Origin of the sequence: Ruminococcus sp. AM42-11 (assembly GCF_003480145.1) — a bacterium.
Taxonomy (GTDB): Bacteria; Bacillota; Clostridia; order Lachnospirales; family Lachnospiraceae; genus Blautia_A; species Blautia_A faecis.
The window spans coordinates 1-22,507 of the sequence record NZ_QUIO01000027.1 but is presented as its reverse complement, the minus strand read 5'-3'; the positions used below and the strand labels follow the sequence as shown (position 1 = coordinate 22,507).

Sequence of the window (22,507 nt, the reverse complement as noted above, 5' to 3'; positions counted from 1 at the left end):
AAATATTTTTCTTTATTTTCTCTGACTGTTCACCCACGAAAACGCCTCCTGTTGTAAAAATCTCTTGTTTCAGTATATCACAACAGAAGGCGCCAGTCGAGACACAGGTGTTTATTTCATTATTTTCAATAAATCACCTTATGGTTACTGTCCACTGGCAATGTTCCGCCAGGTGTTTTTACTATGCAAGTCCCGGACAGCAGCAATGAATAAAACATGCCTGCTTGATTGAATTCATGGATAGGGGTTCGGGCCAGAGCATGTTTGAAAAAGACTTTCTGCAAGATATATGTTGCAATTTGTTTTATAATAAAATTGTTTTATCTTTACAATATTTGATAACATGGTATAATTCATACGTGATAAAAAAAGTACAATAATAAAGTAATTATTCCACAAAGCATGTAGCTGTGAAGGTACTGAACAATTACACAATAGAACCGATTGGTGCAACGTTATATTTTAGAGCGTGTATCAACAGAAAGTGAGAACTTCCATATGAATCCCTTAAAAAAAATATACTGTCGGATTTTTCAGAATGTATTCAAATTTGCCCTTCCATTCCTGCCATACCGAAATCCTGAGATCATCAGCAGTCTGAAAGCCGTTCCCGATGTGCTGAAAAAGAAAAAAAGTAAAAATGTGCTGATTATTACAGATGCAGGAATCCATAAGCTTGGTCTTACAGACCGCCTTGAAAAAGTGTTGACAGACAGCAGCATTCCCTATATCCTTTATGACAAAACAGTAGCAAATCCTACCACTGTGAATGTGGCTGAGGCACTTGAACTTTATCATGAAAATAACTGTCAGGCCATTATAGGCTTCGGCGGAGGCTCCAGTATGGACTGCGCCAAGGCAGTAGGTGCCAGAGTCGCCAAACCTCATCAGTCTCTTGCAAAGATGAAAGGAATCCTGAAAGTGCACAAAAAGCTTCCACTTCTTATCGCCGTTCCAACCACTGCAGGAACCGGAAGCGAAACTACACTGGCAGCGGTAATCGTGGACGCCGAAACCCGGCATAAATATGCCATCAATGACTTCCCGCTGATTCCCCGATACGCTGTGCTTGACCCCAAGGTCACATTAAGCCTTCCACCATTCATCACCGCTACTACAGGTATGGACGCACTCACCCACGCAGTGGAAGCTTATATTGGTAATTCCACTACACCAGGCACCCGTAAAAATGCCCGGGATGCAGTGCAGCTGATTTTCGAAAATCTGGACACTGCTTACACCGACGGAAGCAATAAAGAAGCGCGCCGAAATATGCTCCGCGCCTCTTATTTCGCTGGCTGCGCTTTTACAAAATCCTATGTAGGCTATGTACATGCAGTTGCCCATTCTCTGGGAGGGCAATACAATGTTCCACATGGACTTGCCAACGCTGTACTTCTCCCTTATGTTCTGGAAGTTTACGGAAAAACGATTTATAAGAAGCTGGCAGCCCTTGCTGTTGCCGCCGGTGTTGCCTCCAAAGAAACACCGGAAGAAGAAGCCGCATTAAACTTTATCCAGGCGGTCAAAGACATGAAGGCCCGCTTCGGAATCGGCGATACCATCCCGGAAATCCAAGAAGAAGACATTCCGAAGCTATCCCATTATGCGGACAAAGAGGCGAATCCGCTGTATCCGGTACCGGTACTGATGGATGCGCAGGAGCTGAAAAAATTTTATTATATGTTGATGCCGGCTAAAGAAAACACAGTGCAATAAAAAGCTGGTAAAATGCCATATTGTCACCTTTATGACATTGCATGAATTAATCTCAATTTAAATGAGTGTCAAAAGGTCTTTTGACACTCATTTGATACCCGGATTGCTACGCAGCTACGCTGCTCCCGCAATCCTCCAAATATTCGAAATCCGCTGATTTACTGCGTAAATCGCTACTTTCTCATATTTGGCGTGTCCCAAGCTCAAAAGCCTTATCGTGCAAGCACGAACAGCTTTTTGACCTTTTGACACTGGTATCATCAAATAAATTATAAATACTCAGAAAGGACTTTCCCATGACCCAGGAAGCAATCCAGGAAATCATCCGCAAGCAGCGGAACTATTTTTATACAGGCGCTACCTTAAATATTGACTTTCGCATCACTGCCTTAAAACGGCTGCAAACCTCCATCCAGTCCCACCAGGAGCAGATCAATGCTGCCCTGAAGTCAGACCTTGGAAAAAGCAGCTTCGAGAGCTATATGTGCGAATCCGGTCTCGTTCTCAGCGAGATTACCTATATGCTGAAGCACATCCGCTCTCTTTCCAAAGAAAAAACAGTGCACACACCACTTGCCCAGTTCCATTCCAGAAGTTACATGAAGCCGTCCCCATACGGTGTCACCCTGATCATGAGTCCATGGAACTATCCCTTTCTTCTCACCTTTGATCCACTAGTAGACGCCATCGCCGCCGGAAACACTGCAGTATTAAAACCCAGTGCCTACTCTCCTGCCACCAGCAATATCATCTGCGAAATCGTCCGCGAATGTTTTCCGGAAGAATATGTAGCCGTTGTTATGGGTGGACGCCAGGAAAACTCCTGCCTTCTCCAGGAGCACTTTGACTACATCTTTTTCACCGGCAGCCAGGCTGTGGGAAAAGAGGTTATGCGCCATGCCAGCGAACACCTCACTCCTGTTACCCTGGAGCTTGGGGGAAAAAGCCCCTGCATTGTAGATAAATCTGCAAATATCAAGCTTGCCGCCAAACGTATTGTATTTGGAAAATATCTGAACTGTGGACAAACCTGCGTAGCCCCTGACTACATTTACTGTCACAGTGAAGTGAAAGATGAGCTTCTGAAGCAGATTCAGAAACAGATTCGTAAGCAGTTTGGCAAATCACCTCTGGATAACAAAAATTACGGAAAGATCATCAACGAAAAGCATTTCAACCGCATTCAGAACCTGATCGATCCTGCGAAAATCATCTGCGGCGGAAATGCCCGTCCCGAAACTTTACAGATTGAACCTACCGTCATGGATCAGGTAACCTTCGAAGATGCCGTAATGCAGGAAGAAATTTTCGGTCCGGTAATGCCTGTCCTTACCTTTAATTCCATAGATGAAGTAATCCGAAATGTAAATTCCATGGCACATCCTCTGGCTCTTTACATTTTTGCCCAGGACAAAGCCATCTGCGAAAAAATCACCTCTGAATGTGGCTTCGGCGGTGGCTGTATCAATGACGTGATCATTCACCTCGCCACCAGCGAAATGCCATTCGGCGGCTTTGGGGAAAGCGGTATGGGAAGCTATCACGGTCAGAAAGGCTTCGAAACCTTTTCTCATTACAAGAGCATTGTAGACAAAAAGACCTGGATTGACCTGCCGATGAGGTATCAGCCTTATAGACGGATTTATAATAAGCTGATCCATATTTTCTTGAAATAAAGTGCTACTATTACTTTTGCTCGTTGCTTACGTAAATAAAAAATAAGGAGGTCGAAACTATGTATTTTAATTTCAATAGCTGCACCGAATTATTTAATGCGATTTGCAAAATGTTTAACATTGGTTGTTAATTAATATGACAAAAGAGCCGCATTTTTACTATGAAAGTTCCAAGTCCAAAGTTGACATGTCCCTTTCGTAAAAATGCGGCTCAATAACAATTATTCTACTCCCTTAATCCTTTCCACAATACTTCCATTCTTTTCCAAAACCATCCATGTAAACACCGGCACTAAAGTGCATACCAAAAGACTAAGCAACGCTGCTAACAAAAGCGGAAGCAACGGTACTGCAAACCCAATCTCCCTGAAATTCATAGATTCATAAAGAAAATAAGTCACTCCCATTCCTACAGTCAATGTGATCAGCCCTGCAAGACCTGTCAAAATCTGAACTGACACACCAAGATCAGCTGTAAAAAAAAGCGTCTGCTGCTTTCCAAGCTCCATACTTTCTATAAAAGCATCCTGCTCTTTTTTCGTCATAAGCTTTTTGCTTAAAATCCATATAATAACGACCAGAAGCAGCCTGGGAAAGCTCCCCTCCTGACTGTTCATAAAATTTTTTATTTTCTTTACGGATCTGAAGAATTCCTGCTTCAAGCCTTGACATTTTTACCATGCTCTGCATTAAAAAGTCATTTTTCTCCATCTGATCTCTAATTTTTCCCAGAAATTCCCTACTATTTTCGGAAAGTTCTTCCTCTTCCAAAAGCTCCATATAGAGATTGATACTTCACTGACACATGCTTCTGAGGGACCAATTTGAAATAAAGCCTTCATACGGGAAGGGTTCCCCAGAATCTTAAACAACTGTGTCAGATTTTCCAGTTCCAGCTCTTGCGGTTCACGAGGCCAAGAATCATTCATCGGGGGCTCCCTTTCTGTTTTCGTTTATTTCTGAACTTTAAAGATTTTTCACAAACAGTGCCCGGATAGCGTTGAGGACGGCTATAATCATCACGCCCACATCAGCAAACACGGCCAGCCACATATTGGCGAAACCCAGAGCGACCAGCACGAGGCAGACCAGTTTTACGCCGATGGCCACCACGATGTTCTGATAAACGATGCCAAGGCACTTGCGGGAGATTTTGATTGCTTTGGAGATCTGCAAGGGGTCATCATCCATTAGGACCACATCAGCAGCCTCAATGGCGGCGTCAGAACCCATGGCACCCATGGCGATGCCGATGTCTGCCCGGCGAAGCACCGGGGCGTCGTTGATGCCATCTCCCACAAAAGCCAGTTTTTCTTTCTCTGGTTTGTTCTGAATCAACTGCTCCACCTTCTCCACCTTGTCAGCAGGAAGCAGTTCACTGTAAACCTCATCCAACTCCAAAGCGGAGGCCACACTGTCAGCCACCTTCTTGGCGTCACCAGTAAGCATCACAGTCTTGCGAACCCCAGCCGACTTTAATGCCTGGATGGCTTCCTTGGAGTGAAGCTTCACGATGTCGGAAATAACAATGTGTCCGGCATATTTCCCGTCAATCGCCATGTGAATGATCGTCCCCACACTATGGCACGGAATAGCCTGGACCCCCAAACGATTCATGAGCTTGTCGTTTCCTGCCGCGACCTGATGATCATCACTGTGGCAATCACTCCGTTGCCGCTGAGCTCCTGAATACCGGTTACACGGCTACGGTCGATTTCCATGCCATAGGCTTTCTGTAAACTCTTGCTGATGGGATGGCTTGAAGCGCTCTCTGCCAGAGCGGCGTATTCCACCAGCTTGTGCTCTTCCATCTCATTGTGATGGATCGCATTCACCTCAAATACGCCCTGAGTCAGTGTGCCGGTCTTGTCAAAAACTACAATCTTAGCCTGTGACAGGGTCTCCAGATAGTTGGACCCCTTCACCAGAACACCCGCCTTACTGGCTCCGCCAATTCCTGCAAAGAAGGACAGAGGAATGGAAATGACCAAAGCGCAGGGGCAACTGGCAACGAGGAAGGTCAGCGCACGATAGATCCAGGTCTCCCAGCCTGCATCCAGCCCCATGGCAAACATCCGTACCAGCGGCGGCAATACAGCCAGCGCCAGCGCGGCATAGCACACCGCAGGAGTGTAGATCTTGGCAAAGCGGGAAATGAAGTCCTCCGACTTGGACTTCCGGGAGGAGGCGTTCTCCACCAGATTCAGAATCTTGGAGACAGTGGACTCACCAAATTCCTTGGTGGTCTGGATATGGAGCAAACCTGTCATGTTGATACAGCCGGAGATGATCTCATCGCCAGTCTTGACCTCACGGGGCAACCTTTCACCGGTGAGAGCGGCAGTGTTCAGAGTGGATTCTCCCTGCACCACGGTACCGTCAATAGGAACTTTCTCGCCGGGCTGTACCACAATAATGGTGCCGATACCCACTTCGTCCGGGTCTACCTGTTCCAGTTTTCCATCCTGTTCGATATTGGCATAATCAGGACGGATATCCATCAGATCACTGATGTTCCGGCGGCTCTTGCCCACGGCGTAGGACTGGAACCATTCGCCCACCTGGTAGAACAGCATCACCGCGATGGCCTCCAGATAGTCGCCGTTTTCATATACGGCCAGTGCCAGAGCCCCCAGCGTAGCCACCGCCATCAAAAAGTGCTCATCGAACACCTGACCGTTGCGGATACCTTTTCCGGCTTTTTTCAGAATGTCGTAGCCAATGACCAGATAATCCACCAGGAACACAGCCAGACGTATCCAGCGGCCTGCCGCGCCAAACACTTCAAATGCGCCTGCGCCCAGGACCTGCAAAATTAACAGTAGAACCGTAGCAGTCAGAATCCGCCACAACATCACTTTTTGTTTTTTGGTCATACCGGCGGAGGACCGCGTGCCAATGATCTGAAGGATCACGGCCAGCAGAGCCACCACGATCAGCAGACCGTTGATGATATACTCCTGCATTTCGTTTTACCCCTTTCACGATTGCTTATTCGTTTATTTGTCTAAGAGAAAGAACGCCCTGCAAGCTGCCGCTCAACAGGGCATTTCCTTTCGCCTGCTTACAGAAAGATCTCACAGTCGGGTTCCACCTTCTTGCAGGCTTTGCGAACCTCCTGCATAACAGTCTTGGGGGCCTGACCTTCCTCGAACTCCACGTTCATCTTGAGGGTCATAAAGTTCACCGTAGCGCTCTGTACGCCGCTGGTCTTGCGGGCGGCATCTTCCATCAGGTTGGCGCAGTTAGCGCAATCCACATCGATTTTGTAAGTCTTTTTCATTTTGAAAATCTCCTCTCCGAGTATTAATTTTGTGTCAAACAATTAAATCATTATTTAACTGTATCTTCAGCATATGCAGGAAAACCGTCCTCGTCAACGGTTTGAACCCATATCCTGCTATTCGGGAAAAGAGTTCTTCTGTTTGGGCAAAATGCAGCTTTTATCGGCACATTCCAGTCCCCTGATAAGGACAGTCCACACATTTTCCATGCTTTTCTTTGCGCCGCTTCGCCATATGCCGCAGCAACCAAATACAGTATACCGCCAGTACAATGAGTAAAATTAAAGATGCCATATAAACCTCCTCCATTTGAAGTCTTTGCAAAAATAGCTTGCTTACGGTCCAATTATTTAATCGTTCCGTCTGTATTGTAGAGCGAGGAAAATCGAAAAGCAATGGACGGAGTACAAGTCCTTCCAAGAGGGATAAGAAAACTTCTGAATTGGTAAACAGTGCTAAAAAAGGTTCTGACATTGAAGCACAGCTCCATGTCAGAACCCATTTATTTTACAAATTATTTTTTTGGATTGCGTCGCCCGCTGTTTTCCGAGCCACGCACTTCCTCATGGTAAAAGTAATTCACAATGACCGGGTGTCCAGACTCTGCCCGGCCGTAGGGCAGCTCGTTGTCCACGAAGGGACAGCTGTTTTCTTTCGCCAGCCGTTCCGCTTGATCCTCCAAACCACGGAAGTAGCTTCTGTCTCCCTTGTTGTAGATAGCATCGTACAGCAGAACCAAGTCAGGATATTTTTTACAAATATAGTTCATGATGTCTTTTTTGAATCCGCCTCGCAGGTTTAGATTTTCCAACCATATCAGGTCGCATTGATTTCTGACCTGATGGAAGATAGCCTCAAAATCCGTGACACCCGGAAAGACAGGGGCAATAAAGCAGACGGTGCGAATGCCCGCATCATAGATCTGCTTCATGGCATCCAGCCGTCGCTTGATGCTGACGGCATCGTCCATATCATTTTTAAAGCCTTCGTCCAATGTATTGATCGACCAAGAGACCGTGACCTTTCCCAATTTTTTCAGAAGGTCAATGTCACGGATTACCAAGTCTGACTTGGTACAGATAAGAATTTCTGCCTCACTGCCCCGGAGCTGTTCAAGAAGCTTACGGGTGTTCTGAAACTGAGCCTCCTGTGGCAGATAGCCATCGGTCACTGAACCGATGACTACGCGTTGCCCTTTGTATTTTTGCGGATTTTTGATTGCTGGCCAGTGTTTCACATCTAGGAATGTACCCCACGGTTCGGTGTGCCCGGTAAATCGCTTCATAAACGAGGCGTAGCAGTATTTGCAGCCATGGGTACAGCCCACATAAGGATTGACGGAATAGCCACCCACCGGCAGGGCGGATTTTGTCATAATATTTTTGGTTTCTACATCCTGAATCAGAATGCTGCTCTCTTTTACTTCTGCCATGTCTTCTGTTCCTCCAATACCCGGTAAAAAGCCGGGGGAAATTCCTGTACCATTTGTGCCTCTCCCATGATAGGAAGTAGATCTTCCTTTATGAATACAGGGATGCCAAGCGCATGAGCCTGATGTGTCAGGTTCCACACCCATTCCGGTTTCGATACGGGATTGATGCCATCGCTGTACAGCACTTGACCTTTCTGATGAAAAGGACACTTTCCCAAATTAGGAATTGCATACTGTTCTGCCAGTTCCTGATAATATTCCGTCCGCAGCACGGTGATTTTAACCTTTTTATGCATTCGTATAGTCATTTTGAACCTGCTCCGAAATCGTCATGCCTCGCACGCCTCCCGGAGAGCAGGCAGCAGCTCATCCAGCCGACCGTCCAGTCCGAAGGACTTCTCTTTGATATTGTCCGCAATGTAGATCTCCCCCAGATTGATGGTCATATAAGTGGCATTTGGCTCGCTGGCCACTAAGCGCATCATCGGAGCCTTGATCAGCTGATTGCGCCAGCCAATGCCCAGCTCCAAAACCACCAGTTTCTTCCCGTGGTAGGTTTTCAGAAAGTTTTGGAACCGTGCCTGGGCAGCGGTATCCGGAATCATTCTCTGACCCGCACCCATGTGGATGTCCATGGGACCGCCGCACTTGGGACAGCGCGGCACCAACTCTGTAGGCACATGGCAGCCCTGTTCGGCAGCCGATAATTTTTCGGCCACTTCCAAACTAGGATAAAGAGTGTTGTGGCAAGGGCGGGCACACTGCATAGTAAACCAGTTGCCCTCAATCTCATAGATTTTCGTCGGATCGAAGCCACACAGTTCAAAGTGACCTTCTCCGTTTGATGTGACGACAAAGTAATCTTTCTCTCCCACAATGGCCTTCAAATCGTTCATCACTGACGTAGGCTGGTACTGCCCGCAGTAATGATGGATGAGCCGGGCCCAGAAGGCCCACTTTTCCTCCTCTCTGGACCATCCAGCCATCATGCCCTGCAAAATGCACTCAAGGCCGTATTTCCGTTTAAAATCCCCAAAGAGTCTTTCAAAGACCGCATTGTCCGCAAACAAATGCAGTCCTTCGGTGATGGACAGGCCGTTACTGGCCCCGATCAAGATAGCGTCCGCTTCTCTGAATTTTTCCGCAATAGGTTTCCAATCAATCATATCCGTTCGCCCCTTTCTATTTTATGTTTGCTGCAATGGAGCGCTCCTGCCGGAGGGCAGCTAGAGTTTCCACCAAATCTCCTTGCAGATACAGGCTGCGTCCCCGCAGATGCTCTGGCCTATGAGATGCCTCTCGATTAAGACATGCATAAAAGACGTTTTCGTTTTTGGCAGTAAGTTCCCAGAAGGGCAGTTTGATGATACTGGGCGTCATCTCACCCACGCCAAGTTCCAACAGCAGGACTTTTTTGTCGGACTGATCCATTATCCAGCGTCGCAGGAATCTATGGTAGCGGTGCAGGTTATCCTGCCAGAAGGTTCCCTCCAGAAAGGTATCATCTCGTACCCAAGGCACCAGCACCCGCCCGCAATCCGGGCAACGGGGAACAGCTTCCTCCGGCAGGCGAACACCCACCAAGCGACCGGTCAGTTCCTTTACCAGTTCGCGGTTTTCCCAAATATCATCCCGACAGGGCTGGCTGCACTGGCAGTAGCTAAAGTCTCCCTGAAAGGCGCAAATTTGTTCCTGGGGAAATACCCGAAAAAACTGCTGATCGACATTAGTGGTCAGCACAAAGACCGGTTTATCTGCAACAAGCGTTTGCAGATCCAGATAGGGCTGCCCCATAGGGGCTTCCCACATGAAGCGGATATATTGACTGTAATATCCCCACTGCTCTCCATAGCTGGAAAAGCAATGGTAGAATCCAGCCAGCGGAGAGGTAAAGCCATACTGTTCACGAAAGGGAGCCAATGCCTCCGAAAGTGCCGGGGACCAATGGTAGTGGTCGTATCCAGCTGCGCTTGACAGGCCGGAGCCGCCTCCGATCACAACGGCATCTGCTTGAGCAATACGCTCGGCAAGTTCCTGAAGCGCCGCTTGGTTTCCAACCCTCATTGATCGTTATCTCCGCTTTCCATGGTGTTCCGTGCATCCCGCAGCACTTGAGCAATGTCGGCCACAATGGTCATGCCCTTATCCTCCAACTGCTTGGGCAGGAAGTCATATTTGTCGTTGACAGCAATATATCGAGCATGGGGAAAGCTGAGGGTCATGTTCCAGAAAGGTTCTTGGATAAACATGGGAGTCATTCGACCAACGCCCAACTCCAGGAACAGAATTTTGCTGTCTTTGTGTTCCAGTACGTAGCGAGAAATTTTTTCGTACTGTTCTTCATATTTCTTTCCTTGCAGGAAATTCCCATATCCTCGCACCCAGGGGAAAGCCTCGCCACCGCAGTGCGGACACCGGGGAATGAGATCCGTGGGAATCTTCGTGCCATCCCCCATAGCGGCCACCATATCAGCCACTGGCTTTACCGCATCCCAGGTGTCATCGGTACAGCAGGCGGCACACTGGAAGAACCGGTGATCTCCCTGGATCTCCGCCACCTTCTCCTCCGGGTAGAGTTTGACAAACTGGGTATCCTGGTTGGTGGTGAGGATGAAGAAGTCCTTTCCTTTCAGCAAAGCGTCTAAATCCAAATAGGAATGACGCACAGGTGCGGTCTGGGTAGTGTGAAGGAAGGTGGCGAGATACCCCCAATACTCTTCCCGGGTCTCCCAGGGGTGCATCATCCCTGCAAAAGCACCTTTGAAGTGGTACTTCTCAGCAAAAGGCCGGAAGTATTTCTGGTAGGAGTCGTTGTCCTCGTAGTAAAAATCTCCACCACCGGCAGCGGACAGACCGGAAGCTCCGCCCACTACCACACAGTCAGTTTCCTTTACCTCCTGTACCAACCGATTGATCTGTTCGCTATACGGCAGCGGCTTTTTGTCAGTCAGCTGATAAGGCGTACTGCCGGAAGCATAGATATGATAATACTTGGAATAATTCATCTGGGTCTGCATGACCAAATCATCATAGAAGTTCATTGTCACCATTCCTTTCGAGTGGGTGTTATTTTTATTCTTACTTCAAATTATTTTAACATCCTCTTGCGTCACTGTCAACATGCTGTTATAATAATAATAACATCAAAGTAAAAAAGGAGATCAGGAAAGAAAATATTCCACCGTCTTAGCGATACTGTTCATATTCTGGCTTTTATCGCTCTGTACCCAGACTGCGACCTGACCAGTAACAGGCTGGCAGAAAGCATTCAGACGAATCCTGCCTATATGCGCCAGCTCATGTCCGCCCTGCGGAAGGGAGGACTGCTGGTCAGCGTGAAGGGATATCCCCGACCTGCTCTGGCTCGTGAGCCGAAGAAAATCACTCTACTGGATGCCTATCGGGCAGTAGAGGGCAACAAGCCCCTGCTCCATCCGAACATCCATACCAATCCTACCTGTGGCGTGGGTGTAAATATCCAACTGGTGCTGCGGGATTTTTACCTTGACATCCAGAATACAGCGGAAAAACGGATGCAAGAGATCACGCTGAAAGATGTGTTGAAACAATATCACATGAAATTAGAAGGGACGCTCTTGCAGCGTTTATGACGGATCGGTTTGCAGAAACTCTTCCATTTGGGACAAAAATTCTTCTGAACGAGAAATACAGAACCTCCTTGCGGGACTATACTGAGAACCGGAGAGACCTATACCCCGTATTGGTATTCCGCTTTCCAGAAAAGGAGGTTTCAATATGCAGGAAAAGTACAACGTTATAGGCATGACTTGTGCGGCCTGCCAAGCTAGGATACAAAAAAGCGTATCCAACCTGACCGACATGCAAGAGTGCAATGTCAATCTGTTAAAAAACAGTATGGTGGTGACTTACGACGACAAAAATGTAAACAGTGGGCAGATTATCGCCGCTGTAGAAAAGGCGGGCTATGGCGCATCCCTACAGCAGGTCAAGGGAAAATCAGCTGCACAGACTGTCTCCCCGGTGGACACGGCGAAAAAGGAATATGAGGCGATGCGCCGTCGAGTAATCTGGTCCTTTGTATTCACTATCCCTTTGTTCTATCTCCCGTACAGAAGATTTCCGTCAAGCAAACAACAATAAAGCAATCGAATGGGGGAACCACTATGAAAAAAGAACTGATGATCGAAGGAATGATGTGCCAGAACTGCGTCAAGCATGTTACCCATGCCCTGGAGGGTATCTCTGGTGCGTCCCATGTCCAGGTAAGTCTAGAGGACAAAAAGGCCACTGTGGAGGTCCCGGAGTCCGTTACCGACGAAACCCTAAAAGCGGCAGTTACCGAGGCGGGCTACAAAGTCACAGAGATTATCCCCCATGAAGGCTGATAAGGCTCACATAACCCGTTCCATTAAGATTGCCAGAGGACAACTGGACGGCATTTTGCGAATGATTGAAGAGGATCGCTACTGCGTGGACATTTCCAATCAGCTGTTGGCAACTCAGGCTCTTTTGAAGCGAGTGAATCAAGAGATTTTGCGGGCCCATATACGTGGCTGTGTCCGAGAGGGACTGCATACGGACGAGCCCAACCCAAAACTGGAGGAAGCTCTCCAACTGTTGGAAAAGCTGGTTACATAATAATAAACAATGGAGCGGCCAAATTTGAATGATCGGCCCTAAATTAATCAAGGAGGAAACCAATATGAAACTTGGCATTATTCGTTGTATGCAGACAGAGGATTACTGCCCCGGAAGCCGGGATTTTCGGACAATCCGAGAGAGAAAAGGCGCTTTTATGGGAGAGGATGATATTCAGTTAGTGGGCTTCATCAACTGCGGTGGCTGCCCCGGAAAAAAAGCGGTACTGCGGGCCCGTTCTCTGGTAGAACAGGGCGCTGACACCATTGCTTTTGCTTCTTGCATCAGCAAAGGGACTCCCATTGGTTACTCCTGTCCTTTTGCTAAGCGTATGCGGGAGCTGGTGCAGAAAGAGGTAGGCGATGGTGTCCATATCTTGGATTACACCCATGACGCTGGTCCTGAACCAGAAACCTCTCAGAAGTAAAGTTTCTTTTCCCTCCGGCCTATGATAAGATAGACTTCAAGGAGGAGTGCTAAATGGTTCAGAACCACTTACCCCACGACCACGGACAAACTATCGAGCAGGCCCGAAATTTCCATCACATGATTGAGTGGCTTGTAAAAATCGCCTGTCCGTCGCAAGTAGAAAAACAAAAAGGAACGCCATGAAAAAAGAAGAATCCAAAGTTATCGCTCAAAAACTTCAAAAGATTCCAAACGGCACCCTCGCCTTGAAGCATTGCCGGGCTGGTGGAATGGGTACCACACTCTTTGGAGAACAGTTTCGAGCGGTTACCGCTGGAAAAGGGTATATGGAGGCATATGAAACTTTTCCTGGAATAGAGGTATCCTTCAATGTTTTTCTTGCTTCAGAGGTCAAGTTTCGGCATGATGCTTCGGATTCTGTTTTAGAAATTTACTATTGTCGCAGTGGTCGCGTGGGTTGGAATATGCAAGGCGGTACTGCCGTCTATTTAGGTACAGGTGATGTGACAGCACACAGTATGGCCTGCTGCGCGGATTCCGCCATGATGTTTCCCCTAGGATATTCAGAGGGAATTTCCATTTCCGTGGATCTGAAACAGCTCTCTTCCATTTGCCCGGAAGTTTTAAAGAATGCCGGTGTGGAGGCAGACCAGTTACGGGATCGATTTTGCTCCGGAAAGCCATCCGCAATCCCGTCCTGTTCCGATTTAGAGCACATTTTTGCCCCACTCTTTTCTGCTCCTGTGTCCGTTCGAATTTTCCTCTTGAAATTGAAGGTGCTGGAAATTTTGATTTATTTGAGCAACATGAAATCGGAGCATAAAGAATTGACTCAATACTTCTCCCAGCAAACCGAATTGATAAAAGAAATTCATCAACAGTTGACAGAGCACTTGGATCAACGATTTACGATTGCAGAACTTTCCAAACAGTATTTGATAAATACCTCCACTCTAAAGGAGATATTCAAGGCAGTCTACGGCCAGCCTATCGCCACCTATATGAAGGAATTTCGAGTGCGTCAGGCTATGAAATTATTACGGGAAACAAATGACACTATCGCGGATATTGCTTCCCAGGTAGGCTACCAAACCCAGGGAAAGTTTTCAAGCGCTTTTCAGTCTATAGTCAAAATGTCACCCAGAGAATACAGAAAAATCCAGGGTATGCCTAAGTAGAACCGGGCATAAATCCACTTGGCCTGCTTGTCCGGCAGCTCCATCACCGCAGCGTAGAGCTGATCGCGGAGCTGCTTGTCCTCCAGGATTTCTTCCGGGGTCGGCGGGTGCTGCACAATAGCCTTCTCAATGCCATTGTCGCAGTCCAGGAAGTAGTGCGCTTTGTAGTTATACATCTAGCGCAGGTAGCGTGCTTCCGCTCGTTTGTCGGCCAGGAACACCGCCTGCACTTCATCGGTTACTTCCAGATAAGTGTCTTTTTGTAAATATCGGGATACAGCTCCCGAAGATTGATTTTCTGCATTATGTACCTCCATTTCGGTTCACAGGTCCAGTTGACGGGTGAGCCGAAATGGGGCGGAACAAGTTAGGGTATTAGCAAAGATTTTTTTGATGAAAAGGCCATATTGCCCTGTCTAAATACCGCTATCATGGCGACTACCTCTACTGGCCGCCGCTCTTTATATCACACTCCTTCAAAAAACAAAACGACAGCTTTGGTTGTTGTTCAAAGCCGTCGAGTGTTTAATTTGACATGGGAAAACGATTGCTGCACGACGGCTTTTTTTCTTTTGCCGTCGTGCGGCAGATAATTACATTCTATAAGTTAAACTATCATTCTGTTTAAGCGGCTACCTAAGCGACTTAACAGTTCGTTGGTAATTGTCCCACTTGCTTCTGCAAGGTCATAGGCCGTGATTTCATACTGGCCTGATTTTCCTATGAAGACAGCAATATCACCGCTTTTCACATCTGGTAAATCCGTAATATCGACTATCTTTTGATCCATACAGATGCGTCCAATTATTGGTGCTTCGTAGCCGTTTATCAATACTTTTCCATGATTACACGACAGAGCGCAAGGAATGCCGACCATTACCGCTTCATACTTGCTGCTGTCCATATTCTGAAGCACAGCGGCTGCGGACTGGAGGGACACGCTATACTCCGGGGAACAGCCGCCAAACAAAACAGCGATTTTCAATCTTTTCATTGCTCTGCCTGCCTTTCTGCCAAATATTCCTCCAAGCACAGCCCTTTTTCATACATCTCTGTGGCGGCCTCAACGCCAACATACCGATAATGCCATACTTCCTCGGCAACGCCCGTGATGTCGGTTTTATCTCCAGGGTAACGGAAGATAAAACCGTATTTGTAGCTGTTTTCTTGCAGCCAGAAATAAAGATCATAGATGGCTCCGTTGATGTCCACGGCTAAACCAATTTGATGTTCACTGTATCCGGGAACAGATACCCATTGCTTTGCCAGTTCCTCCGCTTCGCTCTGGGAATTTCCCTCTTTGCGGTATCCAGCCACTTTGTCGTCATAGAGCTGCTGCTGCTTTTTCTGCGTGCGGTAACCGGATACGACCATAGGTAGTTGATCCAAATTTCCTTCCTTTGCTGCTTCCAACATCTCCATGAGAGGATCATAGATGCGTTCATCTACTTTCTCACCGCCGGGCACCTCTACCAGTTTTGGCTCGTAGTTTTCAGGGATCGCGTTTTCATAGTTTACCAACATCAAGTTCCAGTCGGTGTCATCATTTGCTGTCTGCGTGTTTTGGGGTGAGCTTTCATCCAAAAGGCCAACTTGCACATCATCAGGCCCCTGCGTTGTGGTGTCGTTTACTTGGGAATTTTCAGACGATTCTTTATCTCCAAACAATGTGAACGCATATACACAAACAGCCACGACCAGAATGACTGTGGCAATACTTCCCCAAGGAAAGCGCCTCCGCCGCTGCTTTTGCCTCCGGCGATGACCTTCATTGGGAACAGGCAGCATTTTTTCTTCCATCATATAAAGCCTCCTTTCTGAAGGGGAACAAAAGCGCCCCTGTCAGCATTTATTGTACTGAACAGCGGCGCTTGGAACTTTAATATGAAGTTGTTTATTTCCTAAGAAAATCCTAATGTAAGGGGGAGATTTTACTTATGTTCTATCCAGCGGCGGTCCGCAGCTTTGCATCGGACAACACTTTCCCTCTCATATGATATTTGTCAACAGAAATCTGGATTTGAAATGTGTAGGCGGTGTTGTTTTTGACCTTCAAATCCAGCCGGCCTTCCGCCACCGCCGCGTTAATTCCTTGGGGAATGCCGGGCGTATTGCGGTGAAGGTCGATTCCATGTGTATGCTGTTCTGTAACAGTCAGCGGAGTATCCTTCCCATCATTTCGCTCCTTTCGGTGATTTGTTTCATAAAAGAGCAAATCCATGCTCCTGTCAGTATCATTCTACTGGACAAGAGCATAGATTGTTTTAATAAGAAGTTGATTGACTCCTAAGAAAATGCAAAGAAATTGCTAATTTGACAACGGCAAAGAGACTGTAAATGTAACCACATGATTTTTGCTGGATGCGCTGATTGCCCCGCCATGCAGCGTGACGATCTCCTTTGCTATGGCTAATCCAAGCCCTGTGCCGCCTGTATCAGAGGAACGAGACTGATCTACCCGGTAGAATTTATTGAAAAGAGACGCCAATGCCTCATTTGGAATATCTTCGCCGCTGTTCTGAAACCGAATGATGACTTCATGTTCCAATTTTTCTGCGGAGATCACAATCTCGGTATGTGGGAAGCTATACGATGCGGCATTTTTCAGAATGTTGTTGAATACCCGTGCCAGCTTTTCCGGATCGGCTTCGATGGTCAAGTTCTCGTCAAGATGCAGGGTAACGGTGTTTCCCCTGGGAGCCAAAACAGGAGACAATTCATCCGATAGTTGGACCAGCATATAATAAAGGTCGATGGTTTCCTTGGACAAGGTGATTTTCTGAGATTTATATTTTGTGATCTCAAAGAATTCATTTACCATCGTCTCCAGTCGGTAGGCTTTTTCCAACACGATATGAACCCGCGCAGCCCTCTGCTCAGGGGGCATATTCGGATCTTCCTCCAACAGATTGAGGTATCCAATTACAGATGTGAGTGGGGTCCGAATATCATGGGCCAGGTACATAACCAATTCGTCTTTCCGCTGTTCAGCCAAAGCGGTTTCCATTTTTCGTTCTGCTAAAGTTTGTTTTACAGAGTTTAGCTTCCGCTCAAATGGCAGCATTTCCGGTGACAACTGGATTTGCTTTTCATCGTCTGCCAGCAATGACTCTATCCCTTGATTGACCTCTCTGAAATAGCCGGTAACCCACCGGAAAATTCGTACCATGAGGACTGTAAATATTAGAAGAACGGCCACAGCGAAAAAAATTTCTTTATTACCTCGAAAATGGTCACTGTAATAATAAAATGCTGCTTCATGCTTCATGTCGAATACGGTTTCCAGAATCCATACAATCAGATCGCCAATTCGCTGTTTCCAGATGAAAAGATACAGCCCCACCACCACAACGATAGAGGTAATGACATTCATGCAAACTCGTCGAATGAGTTTTGATTGAAAAGCAAAGTATTCGTCTTTTTTATCAACTTTCAATTTTATATCCTACCCCCCATATCGTCTTAATGAATCTGGGCTTGTCCATACTATCTCCCATTTTCTCCCGCAGGTGGCGGATATGAACGGTGATGGTGTTGTTGGATTTGCTGTAATACTCGTCCTGCCAGATTTTGTGAAACAAATCTTCTGAACTGACTACATTCCCGGTATTTTCCAGAAGAATACGCAGGATCGAAAACTCCGTAGGTGTCAGCACCAAGGGCGTTTCCCCCAAAAAGCAGGTATGTGCCTTGATATTCATTGTCAAGGAACCGCAAACAAGATTATCTTCTGATGCGGCAGACGAGGTTTCACCGGTATCAGAATGAGCAGGATTGTACTTTTGATACCGGCGAAGCTGAGACTTTACCCGTGCAATCATCTCCAGAGGGCGAAACGGCTTTGTAATGTAATCATCCGCTCCAAGAGTAAGGCCGGTAATTTTATCAGTCTCAGCATCTTTGGCTGTCAGCATGATGATGGGGTAGGTATGATGTTCCCTGATTTTCTTGCATAGAGTGAATCCATCTATGTCAGGAAGCATAATATCCAAAATTGCAAGATCAATGGGGGTTGTTTCAATGCAGTTAAGGGCTTCTTGGGCCGTATAAAATTTGAATACAGTGTAGTTTTCGTTTTTCAAATAGACTTCTATTAAATCCGCAATTTCTGTTTCGTCATCGACTACTAATATTTTATTAGACATGAAGTCACTCTCCCTTCAAAGAGTATATATTATTATATTATCAAAGCCGAACACAGCACATCCTTATTATTTCATGAGAAAACATTAAGATTTTCCTAATTTCTCACAGATTGCAATATCTTGGGGCTGAATTTTGGCAAGTTAAGACCCCCCTTGATATATTAGTCGTATCTGTTCATCTCTAAGCTATATTATATTTCGTTCTTATTTATTAAGCAATGATTCGCCTATTAAATCCACAACCAGAACAATCATGCTTGTTTACCAGTATAATAAGGTCATTCCACAGCCGCAACCGGCACGATAAAATATTGTTGAGGTGAACGATTATGCCGGTTGATGATCTGGGCAAATTGGGAATGAGAATGCGCGTTGCTCGAAATGAAATGGGGCTTACACAACAACGGCTTTCTGATATGTGCCATGTTTCCATACGGGAAATTGCCAAAATTGAAAATGGGGAAATGAATCCTTCCTTTTTAATTCTGAAAGCCATCATTCAGGTTCTTCATAATTCTTTGGATTCTCTGATTATATCAGATGGCTCAGCAGATGAGGGAGCTGAGCAAATGAAAATGCTATATCTTAGCTGTTCTCCAGAAATGCAAGAAACACTATTGAATAATACGAAGAGGCTTACAGAAGAACTAATCAGCCTATCCAAGAAACTTGAAAAGGAATAAGCCAATGAGCGAAATTTGAAGGTTTCGTCACTGGCTTATTCTATTCCTACGTGAAAGAGGCAAGCAATGCCTGTGTTAATACACACAGGCCCGCAGGGAAGAAAATCCCTTTGTGATTTTCCTCTCTGCTTGCTTGTTGAGGGCAGCGCCCCCAAGCCCCTTTGAACACAGAATTTCATTCTGTGGCTGCGCGTTCTGCGAACGCTTTTGACCAGGACCAGCTTACCGCTGGCCGTGGTCTTTTTCTTTTTCAACATCCTGTTCCACCTCCATTTTCAGCACCCGATCCACATTGGCCTTTGCCGTTAAAAGCTCCCGCATTTCCTCACGGGAACGCCGGTACTCGGCATAGGTCTTTTTCTTTTCTTCCAGCAATTTTGCGTACTCTGTCTGTAACTCTTTGGCCTTTGGCAGCTTCTTGACGCCCATCTCATCAAAGGCATTCTTAGCAGCCTGGTGGAGCAGAATTTCTTCCTCATGTTTTTCCCGGAATTTCTTAGAGTAGCCCGCCTTGCGGTATGCCACATAGACCTCACGGGTCTTGGCATAATTTACGATGTGAGTACGCAGAACAGCGATCTCTGCCATGCGCTTTTCAGCCGCTTTAATCTGCGCCGAAAGATCATTGTGATGTGCCGTGGCAGCCGTAGCCTTTTCTTCCAAAACCGCATACTCCAGCAGATTGTTCTCTGACAGGTAATTCATGGTCTGCGCCATTTGTTTCAGATTAAAAACTTTAGCCCATATAATTGGGATTTCAATGTCATTTAAATATAACTTCATGTATTCTTTCTCATCATCAGTTGTCGATTTGCCGGTAATTTCTTTTTCTCTACATCCTACAAGCCCAAATAAAACTAACACACAAAGACTAAGAAATAGTGCTCTTTTCAAATTTATAATTCCTTTCCAAGGTCATATGCTTTTTTCATCGCATCCACATGATCAGCCGCTGTATTTGCAGCATCAATTCCACCGCCACCGACCATTCCTTTCAAGGAAGCCTTTATATCAGAATTGCTGCCTCCTCGAAGACTTGTCGATATAATCAATACTTTTTTTACCATAATTAAATTTCTCCTTTTTCAGCGTCTTTTTTTATCTTCCGTATAACTTTTGCCGGCACTCCTGCCGCAATCATATTGGCAGGAACATCTTTTGTTACAACTGCTCCGGCTGCAATGACCGAACCTTCACCAATCGTAACCCCCGGAAGAACCGTTACATTTGCTCCAAGCCACACTTTTTTTTCGATGTGAATCGGCTGAAATATCATACCTGCTCTTTTCTCAAGATCTTCCATATGATTGATCGTTGCCAATACTGCATTATGTCCAATCAGGACTCCATCCTCTATATAAATACCACCCTGATCCTGAAACTTACATCCTGCATTAATAAAAACATTTTTACCTATATGGATATTTCGTCCGCAGTCTGTATAAAACGGAGGAAACATTCCAAAACTTTCATCTATTTTTTGTCCGGTAAGTTCCGACATAAGCTGTATAATTTCTTCTTTTGTATGATATTTGTTATTCAGCTCCATCGTTATCTTTAATGCCCTTTGAGACAGCTCATGCATAACCAGATGTTCTTCACTTCCACCATCTACGATATATCCGGGCTTCATATTACTCAAATATTCTTCACACGTCATAATTAACCAACTCCGTTTTCTTTAAAAAATTTCTGAATTTTGTCAAATGGGATCACATCCGGATTATCGTATAGATCTGTATGAACAGCTCCCGGAATTGTCAGCAGTTCTTTATTGGATGTGTACTTGCTGTTCTTGATCATATTTTCATAAGCATCTTTTCCAAAATAATAGCTGTGTGCTTTTTCTCCATGAACGATAAGGACTGCACTTCTGATTTCATTACTGTACTTTAATATTGGCTGATTCATAAATGACATACATCCAATACTGTTCCAGCCATCATTGGAATTCAGGCTCCTTTTATGATAACATCTGCCTTTATAATACTCACTGTAATCTTTTACGAAGAAAGGTGCATCTTCCGGAACCGGAAGGGGAACACAACCACCGCCTCTTGAATATTCGCCTTTACGGTATTCTTCTGTCCTGAGGGTATTCAGTGACTGTTTCTTTGCATAACGTGCTTCTTCACTGTCCTCAGAATCAAAGTATCCATTCGCATTTACTCTTGTCATATCATACATGGTAGAAGCAACGGTTGCTTTTATTCTTGTATCCAACGCAGCTGCGTTAAGAGCCATTCCACCCCAGCCGCAGATTCCAATGATTCCTATTTTATCCAGATCCACATCTTCCCGAACAGAAAGGAAATCAACAGCAGCCATAAAATCTTCTGTATTAATATCTGGAGAAGCCATAAATCTTGGATAGCCTCCACTTTCCCCCGTAAAAGAAGGGTCAAATGCAATCGTTAAATATCCTCTTTCAGCCATTGTCTGTGCATATAATCCGGAACACTGTTCTTTGACTGCCCCAAATGGTCCGCTTACGGCAATCGCAGGACATTGCCATGATACATTTTTTGGCTTATACAGATCTGCAGCAAGTGTGATTCCATAACGATTTATAAATGTCACTTTCGTGTGGTCTACTTTTTCACTCTGTGGAAAAGTTTTATCCCATTCAGATACTAGTTTTAATTCTTCTGTTTTCAACATAAATATAACCTCCATATGCAAAATTTCTTGTAATTACACTAACAATAATATATGATATAAATATCTTACAACCTAAAGTTGACTTTAGGTCAAGCATAAATTTGAAAGAAGGTTTTTTATGTATACAATCGGTCAGGTCTCTGCAATGTTTAATCTTCCTGTTTCTACATTAAGGTATTATGACAAGGAAGGCTTTTTCCCTAATCTGGAACGCAAGGGAAATATCCGTTATTTCAGCGATAATGAATTAGAAGCACTTCGTATCATTGAATGTCTGAAGAAATCCGGTCTTGAGATAAAAGATATAAAGCAATTTTTTATCTGGGTATCTGAGGCAGCTCCAGTTATGAAAAAAGGAAAGAATTATTTGAAACCAGAAAATCAGCTGTTGAAACTGAAATTCAGGAACTCCAAAAAACTCTTTCCCTCTTAAAATTCAAGTGCTGGTATTACGAAACAGCAATGAAAGATGGTAACGAAGATGCTATAAATGCCATGTTGCCTGACAAACTTCCAAAAAATATACAGAAACTATATGATAAAGGGCATGACTGATTTTTGCTTTCTCCATCAAACTGTTAAGGAAACAATCGGAGTTGGTGTAAACGAAAAAGCAGCCTTGAGTTCTGATAAAAACTGCCCTTTCGTTTACATCAATTTCGATTTTACCTTGGTGAACA

At 45.5% G+C, this 22,507-nt stretch carries 27 protein-coding genes and 6 pseudogenes; 11 read left to right on the top strand and 22 right to left on the bottom strand.

Going from position 1 to position 22,507, the window contains the following annotated elements; all coding sequences use genetic code 11:
• The first annotated feature begins 498 nt into the window (after nucleotides 1-498).
• Nucleotides 499-1,719, top strand: coding sequence for an iron-containing alcohol dehydrogenase (locus DW904_RS15220; RefSeq protein ID WP_118582270.1), 1,221 nt, complete (start codon nucleotides 499-501; stop codon nucleotides 1,717-1,719).
• A 296-nt stretch (nucleotides 1,720-2,015) separates the two neighbouring features.
• Entirely contained in the window at nucleotides 2,016-3,395 is a 1,380-nt protein-coding gene (locus DW904_RS15215; RefSeq protein ID WP_118582267.1) for an aldehyde dehydrogenase, read from the top strand.
• Nucleotides 3,396-3,616: 221 nt separating this feature from the next.
• On the opposite strand, the gene DW904_RS15210 is transcribed toward DW904_RS15215, so the two are convergent.
• The 10 genes and pseudogenes from DW904_RS15210 to DW904_RS15160 form a co-directional block, all read right to left on the bottom strand.
• Nucleotides 3,617-3,940, bottom strand: coding sequence for a hypothetical protein (locus DW904_RS15210; RefSeq protein WP_173716907.1), 324 nt, complete (start codon nucleotides 3,938-3,940; stop codon nucleotides 3,617-3,619).
• Complete coding sequence (locus tag DW904_RS15205) at nucleotides 3,864-4,175, bottom strand: hypothetical protein (RefSeq protein ID WP_147422330.1); 312 nt, start codon at nucleotides 4,173-4,175, stop codon at nucleotides 3,864-3,866. The genes DW904_RS15210 and DW904_RS15205 overlap by 77 nt, the downstream gene beginning before the upstream one ends.
• Nucleotides 4,176-4,361: 186 nt before the next feature.
• A pseudogene (locus DW904_RS15195) lies at nucleotides 4,362-6,271 on the bottom strand (heavy metal translocating P-type ATPase).
• A gap of 188 nt (nucleotides 6,272-6,459) precedes the next feature.
• Complete coding sequence (locus DW904_RS15190; protein ID WP_118582258.1) at nucleotides 6,460-6,678, bottom strand: cation transporter; 219 nt, start codon at nucleotides 6,676-6,678, stop codon at nucleotides 6,460-6,462.
• Nucleotides 6,679-6,838: 160 nt separating this feature from the next.
• Nucleotides 6,839-6,973 carry a FeoB-associated Cys-rich membrane protein gene (locus DW904_RS22980; protein WP_173716911.1) on the bottom strand — a complete coding sequence of 45 codons (135 nt, stop codon included), beginning with the start codon at nucleotides 6,971-6,973 and terminating at the stop codon, nucleotides 6,839-6,841.
• 220 nt (nucleotides 6,974-7,193) lie between these two features.
• Nucleotides 7,194-8,111, bottom strand: coding sequence for a radical SAM mobile pair protein B (locus DW904_RS15180; protein ID WP_118582252.1), 918 nt, complete (start codon nucleotides 8,109-8,111; stop codon nucleotides 7,194-7,196).
• Nucleotides 8,099-8,266, bottom strand: a pseudogene (locus DW904_RS15175) (radical SAM mobile pair protein A); the annotation flags it as partial. The gene DW904_RS15180 and the pseudogene DW904_RS15175, both read right to left, overlap by 13 nt.
• A 174-nt stretch (nucleotides 8,267-8,440) precedes the next feature.
• Nucleotides 8,441-9,277, bottom strand: a complete 837-nt coding sequence (locus tag DW904_RS15170) for an NAD-dependent protein deacetylase, SIR2 family (RefSeq protein ID WP_118582249.1) — start codon at nucleotides 9,275-9,277, stop codon at nucleotides 8,441-8,443.
• A gap of 16 nt (nucleotides 9,278-9,293) precedes the next feature.
• Complete coding sequence (locus DW904_RS15165) at nucleotides 9,294-10,175, bottom strand: NAD-dependent protein deacetylase, SIR2 family (RefSeq protein ID WP_118582246.1); 882 nt, start codon at nucleotides 10,173-10,175, stop codon at nucleotides 9,294-9,296.
• Nucleotides 10,172-11,152, bottom strand: coding sequence for an NAD-dependent protein deacetylase (locus tag DW904_RS15160; protein ID WP_202187738.1), 981 nt, complete (start codon nucleotides 11,150-11,152; stop codon nucleotides 10,172-10,174). The genes DW904_RS15165 and DW904_RS15160 overlap by 4 nt, the downstream gene beginning before the upstream one ends.
• A 132-nt stretch (nucleotides 11,153-11,284) precedes the next feature.
• Between DW904_RS15160 and DW904_RS15155 the strand changes: the two genes are divergently transcribed.
• The 7 genes from DW904_RS15155 to DW904_RS15130 all read left to right on the top strand — a co-directional run bounded on the left by DW904_RS15155 (nucleotide 11,285) and on the right by DW904_RS15130 (nucleotide 14,338).
• Nucleotides 11,285-11,722, top strand: a complete 438-nt coding sequence (locus DW904_RS15155) for an Rrf2 family transcriptional regulator (RefSeq protein ID WP_118582241.1) — start codon at nucleotides 11,285-11,287, stop codon at nucleotides 11,720-11,722.
• A gap of 145 nt (nucleotides 11,723-11,867) precedes the next feature.
• Nucleotides 11,868-12,233 carry a heavy metal-associated domain-containing protein gene (locus tag DW904_RS15150; protein ID WP_118582238.1) on the top strand — a complete coding sequence of 122 codons (366 nt, stop codon included), beginning with the start codon at nucleotides 11,868-11,870 and terminating at the stop codon, nucleotides 12,231-12,233.
• Nucleotides 12,234-12,256: 23 nt separating this feature from the next.
• Complete coding sequence (locus tag DW904_RS15145; protein WP_118582235.1) at nucleotides 12,257-12,478, top strand: heavy metal-associated domain-containing protein; 222 nt, start codon at nucleotides 12,257-12,259, stop codon at nucleotides 12,476-12,478.
• Nucleotides 12,468-12,731 carry a metal-sensing transcriptional repressor gene (locus tag DW904_RS15140; RefSeq protein ID WP_118582232.1) on the top strand — a complete coding sequence of 88 codons (264 nt, stop codon included), beginning with the start codon at nucleotides 12,468-12,470 and terminating at the stop codon, nucleotides 12,729-12,731. Before DW904_RS15145 ends, DW904_RS15140 begins: the two co-directional genes overlap by 11 nt.
• A 64-nt stretch (nucleotides 12,732-12,795) precedes the next feature.
• Nucleotides 12,796-13,158 (top strand): CGGC domain-containing protein, encoded by a 363-nt coding sequence (locus tag DW904_RS15135; RefSeq protein WP_118582229.1) that lies wholly within the window; start codon nucleotides 12,796-12,798, stop codon nucleotides 13,156-13,158.
• A 53-nt stretch (nucleotides 13,159-13,211) separates the two neighbouring features.
• The gene (locus tag DW904_RS24610; RefSeq protein ID WP_264293675.1) at nucleotides 13,212-13,343 is read left to right on the top strand and encodes a hypothetical protein; all 132 of its coding nucleotides are present in this window, start codon (nucleotides 13,212-13,214) and stop codon (nucleotides 13,341-13,343) included.
• The gene (locus tag DW904_RS15130; protein WP_118582226.1) at nucleotides 13,340-14,338 is read left to right on the top strand and encodes an AraC family transcriptional regulator; all 999 of its coding nucleotides are present in this window, start codon (nucleotides 13,340-13,342) and stop codon (nucleotides 14,336-14,338) included. The genes DW904_RS24610 and DW904_RS15130 overlap by 4 nt, the downstream gene beginning before the upstream one ends.
• Here the strand turns inward: DW904_RS15130 and DW904_RS24100 are convergent.
• From DW904_RS24100 to vanR, 7 genes and pseudogenes are all read right to left on the bottom strand, one after another.
• A pseudogene (locus DW904_RS24100) lies at nucleotides 14,326-14,642 on the bottom strand (sigma-70 family RNA polymerase sigma factor); the annotation flags it as partial. The gene DW904_RS15130 and the pseudogene DW904_RS24100 sit on opposite strands and share 13 nt — an antisense overlap.
• A gap of 303 nt (nucleotides 14,643-14,945) precedes the next feature.
• Nucleotides 14,946-15,209: pseudogene (locus DW904_RS24095) on the bottom strand (alanine racemase C-terminal domain-containing protein); the annotation flags it as partial.
• 3 nt (nucleotides 15,210-15,212) lie between these two features.
• Nucleotides 15,213-15,332 (bottom strand): annotated as a pseudogene (locus tag DW904_RS24605) (D-alanine--(R)-lactate ligase); the annotation flags it as partial.
• Entirely contained in the window at nucleotides 15,329-16,126 is a 798-nt protein-coding gene (locus DW904_RS15115) for a M15 family metallopeptidase (RefSeq protein WP_118582339.1), read from the bottom strand. The gene DW904_RS15115 and the pseudogene DW904_RS24605, both read right to left, overlap by 4 nt.
• A gap of 154 nt (nucleotides 16,127-16,280) precedes the next feature.
• The gene (locus tag DW904_RS15110; protein WP_243110434.1) at nucleotides 16,281-16,553 is read right to left on the bottom strand and encodes a VanW family protein; all 273 of its coding nucleotides are present in this window, start codon (nucleotides 16,551-16,553) and stop codon (nucleotides 16,281-16,283) included.
• A 93-nt stretch (nucleotides 16,554-16,646) separates the two neighbouring features.
• Complete coding sequence (locus DW904_RS15105; RefSeq protein WP_118582217.1) at nucleotides 16,647-17,774, bottom strand: HAMP domain-containing sensor histidine kinase; 1,128 nt, start codon at nucleotides 17,772-17,774, stop codon at nucleotides 16,647-16,649.
• Entirely contained in the window at nucleotides 17,764-18,483 is a 720-nt protein-coding gene (gene vanR, locus DW904_RS15100) for a VanR-ABDEGLN family response regulator transcription factor (RefSeq protein ID WP_118582214.1), read from the bottom strand. The genes DW904_RS15105 and vanR overlap by 11 nt, the downstream gene beginning before the upstream one ends.
• A 329-nt stretch (nucleotides 18,484-18,812) precedes the next feature.
• On the opposite strand from vanR, the gene DW904_RS15095 reads away from it, so the two are divergent.
• A complete protein-coding gene (locus tag DW904_RS15095; RefSeq protein ID WP_118582212.1) occupies nucleotides 18,813-19,166 on the top strand; it encodes a helix-turn-helix transcriptional regulator in 354 nt (117 codons plus the stop codon).
• A gap of 222 nt (nucleotides 19,167-19,388) precedes the next feature.
• On the opposite strand, the pseudogene DW904_RS15085 reads toward DW904_RS15095, so the two are convergent.
• From DW904_RS15085 to DW904_RS15070, 4 genes and pseudogenes are all read right to left on the bottom strand, one after another.
• Nucleotides 19,389-19,910, bottom strand: a pseudogene (locus DW904_RS15085) (relaxase); the annotation flags it as partial.
• 152 nt (nucleotides 19,911-20,062) lie between these two features.
• Nucleotides 20,063-20,233, bottom strand: a complete 171-nt coding sequence (locus DW904_RS24085) for a hypothetical protein (RefSeq protein WP_243110433.1) — start codon at nucleotides 20,231-20,233, stop codon at nucleotides 20,063-20,065.
• A gap of 2 nt (nucleotides 20,234-20,235) precedes the next feature.
• Nucleotides 20,236-20,826, bottom strand: coding sequence for a sugar O-acetyltransferase (locus DW904_RS15075; RefSeq protein ID WP_118582206.1), 591 nt, complete (start codon nucleotides 20,824-20,826; stop codon nucleotides 20,236-20,238).
• Nucleotides 20,827-20,828: 2 nt separating this feature from the next.
• On the bottom strand, nucleotides 20,829-21,824 hold the full coding sequence (locus DW904_RS15070) for an alpha/beta hydrolase (protein WP_347562168.1): 996 nt from the start codon (nucleotides 21,822-21,824) through the stop codon (nucleotides 20,829-20,831).
• A gap of 121 nt (nucleotides 21,825-21,945) precedes the next feature.
• On the opposite strand from DW904_RS15070, the gene DW904_RS15065 reads away from it, so the two are divergent.
• On the top strand, nucleotides 21,946-22,260 hold the full coding sequence (locus DW904_RS15065) for a MerR family transcriptional regulator (RefSeq protein WP_347562166.1): 315 nt from the start codon (nucleotides 21,946-21,948) through the stop codon (nucleotides 22,258-22,260).
• Between the two features lie 51 nt (nucleotides 22,261-22,311).
• On the opposite strand, the gene DW904_RS23260 is transcribed toward DW904_RS15065, so the two are convergent.
• On the bottom strand, nucleotides 22,312-22,507 hold a 196-nt coding region (locus DW904_RS23260), incomplete at its 5' end, for a hypothetical protein (RefSeq protein WP_207664916.1).

What these genes read in the sequence shown, in the direction of transcription:
- DW904_RS15220 (WP_118582270.1), top strand. Translation starts at nt 499, where the DNA reads ATGAATCCCTTAAAAAAAATATACTGTCGGATTTTTCAGAATGTATTC.
- DW904_RS15215 (WP_118582267.1), top strand. Translation starts at nt 2,016, where the DNA reads ATGACCCAGGAAGCAATCCAGGAAATCATCCGCAAGCAGCGGAACTAT.
- DW904_RS15210 (WP_173716907.1), bottom strand. Translation starts at nt 3,940, where the DNA reads ATGACGAAAAAAGAGCAGGATGCTTTTATAGAAAGTATGGAGCTTGGA.
- DW904_RS15205 (WP_147422330.1), bottom strand. Translation starts at nt 4,175, where the DNA reads ATGGAGCTTTTGGAAGAGGAAGAACTTTCCGAAAATAGTAGGGAATTT.
- DW904_RS15190 (WP_118582258.1), bottom strand. Translation starts at nt 6,678, where the DNA reads ATGAAAAAGACTTACAAAATCGATGTGGATTGCGCTAACTGCGCCAAC.
- DW904_RS22980 (WP_173716911.1), bottom strand. Translation starts at nt 6,973, where the DNA reads ATGGCATCTTTAATTTTACTCATTGTACTGGCGGTATACTGTATTTGG.
- DW904_RS15180 (WP_118582252.1), bottom strand. Translation starts at nt 8,111, where the DNA reads ATGGCAGAAGTAAAAGAGAGCAGCATTCTGATTCAGGATGTAGAAACC.
- DW904_RS15170 (WP_118582249.1), bottom strand. Translation starts at nt 9,277, where the DNA reads ATGATTGATTGGAAACCTATTGCGGAAAAATTCAGAGAAGCGGACGCT.
- DW904_RS15165 (WP_118582246.1), bottom strand. Translation starts at nt 10,175, where the DNA reads ATGAGGGTTGGAAACCAAGCGGCGCTTCAGGAACTTGCCGAGCGTATT.
- DW904_RS15160 (WP_202187738.1), bottom strand. Translation starts at nt 11,152, where the DNA reads ATGAACTTCTATGATGATTTGGTCATGCAGACCCAGATGAATTATTCC.
- DW904_RS15150 (WP_118582238.1), top strand. Translation starts at nt 11,868, where the DNA reads ATGCAGGAAAAGTACAACGTTATAGGCATGACTTGTGCGGCCTGCCAA.
- DW904_RS15145 (WP_118582235.1), top strand. Translation starts at nt 12,257, where the DNA reads ATGAAAAAAGAACTGATGATCGAAGGAATGATGTGCCAGAACTGCGTC.
- DW904_RS15140 (WP_118582232.1), top strand. Translation starts at nt 12,468, where the DNA reads ATGAAGGCTGATAAGGCTCACATAACCCGTTCCATTAAGATTGCCAGA.
- DW904_RS15135 (WP_118582229.1), top strand. Translation starts at nt 12,796, where the DNA reads ATGAAACTTGGCATTATTCGTTGTATGCAGACAGAGGATTACTGCCCC.
- DW904_RS24610 (WP_264293675.1), top strand. Translation starts at nt 13,212, where the DNA reads ATGGTTCAGAACCACTTACCCCACGACCACGGACAAACTATCGAGCAG.
- DW904_RS15130 (WP_118582226.1), top strand. Translation starts at nt 13,340, where the DNA reads ATGAAAAAAGAAGAATCCAAAGTTATCGCTCAAAAACTTCAAAAGATT.
- DW904_RS15115 (WP_118582339.1), bottom strand. Translation starts at nt 16,126, where the DNA reads ATGCTGCCTGTTCCCAATGAAGGTCATCGCCGGAGGCAAAAGCAGCGG.
- vanR (WP_118582214.1), bottom strand. Translation starts at nt 18,483, where the DNA reads ATGTCTAATAAAATATTAGTAGTCGATGACGAAACAGAAATTGCGGAT.
- DW904_RS15095 (WP_118582212.1), top strand. Translation starts at nt 18,813, where the DNA reads ATGCCGGTTGATGATCTGGGCAAATTGGGAATGAGAATGCGCGTTGCT.
- DW904_RS24085 (WP_243110433.1), bottom strand. Translation starts at nt 20,233, where the DNA reads ATGGTAAAAAAAGTATTGATTATATCGACAAGTCTTCGAGGAGGCAGC.
- DW904_RS15075 (WP_118582206.1), bottom strand. Translation starts at nt 20,826, where the DNA reads ATGACGTGTGAAGAATATTTGAGTAATATGAAGCCCGGATATATCGTA.
- DW904_RS15065 (WP_347562166.1), top strand. Translation starts at nt 21,946, where the DNA reads ATGTATACAATCGGTCAGGTCTCTGCAATGTTTAATCTTCCTGTTTCT.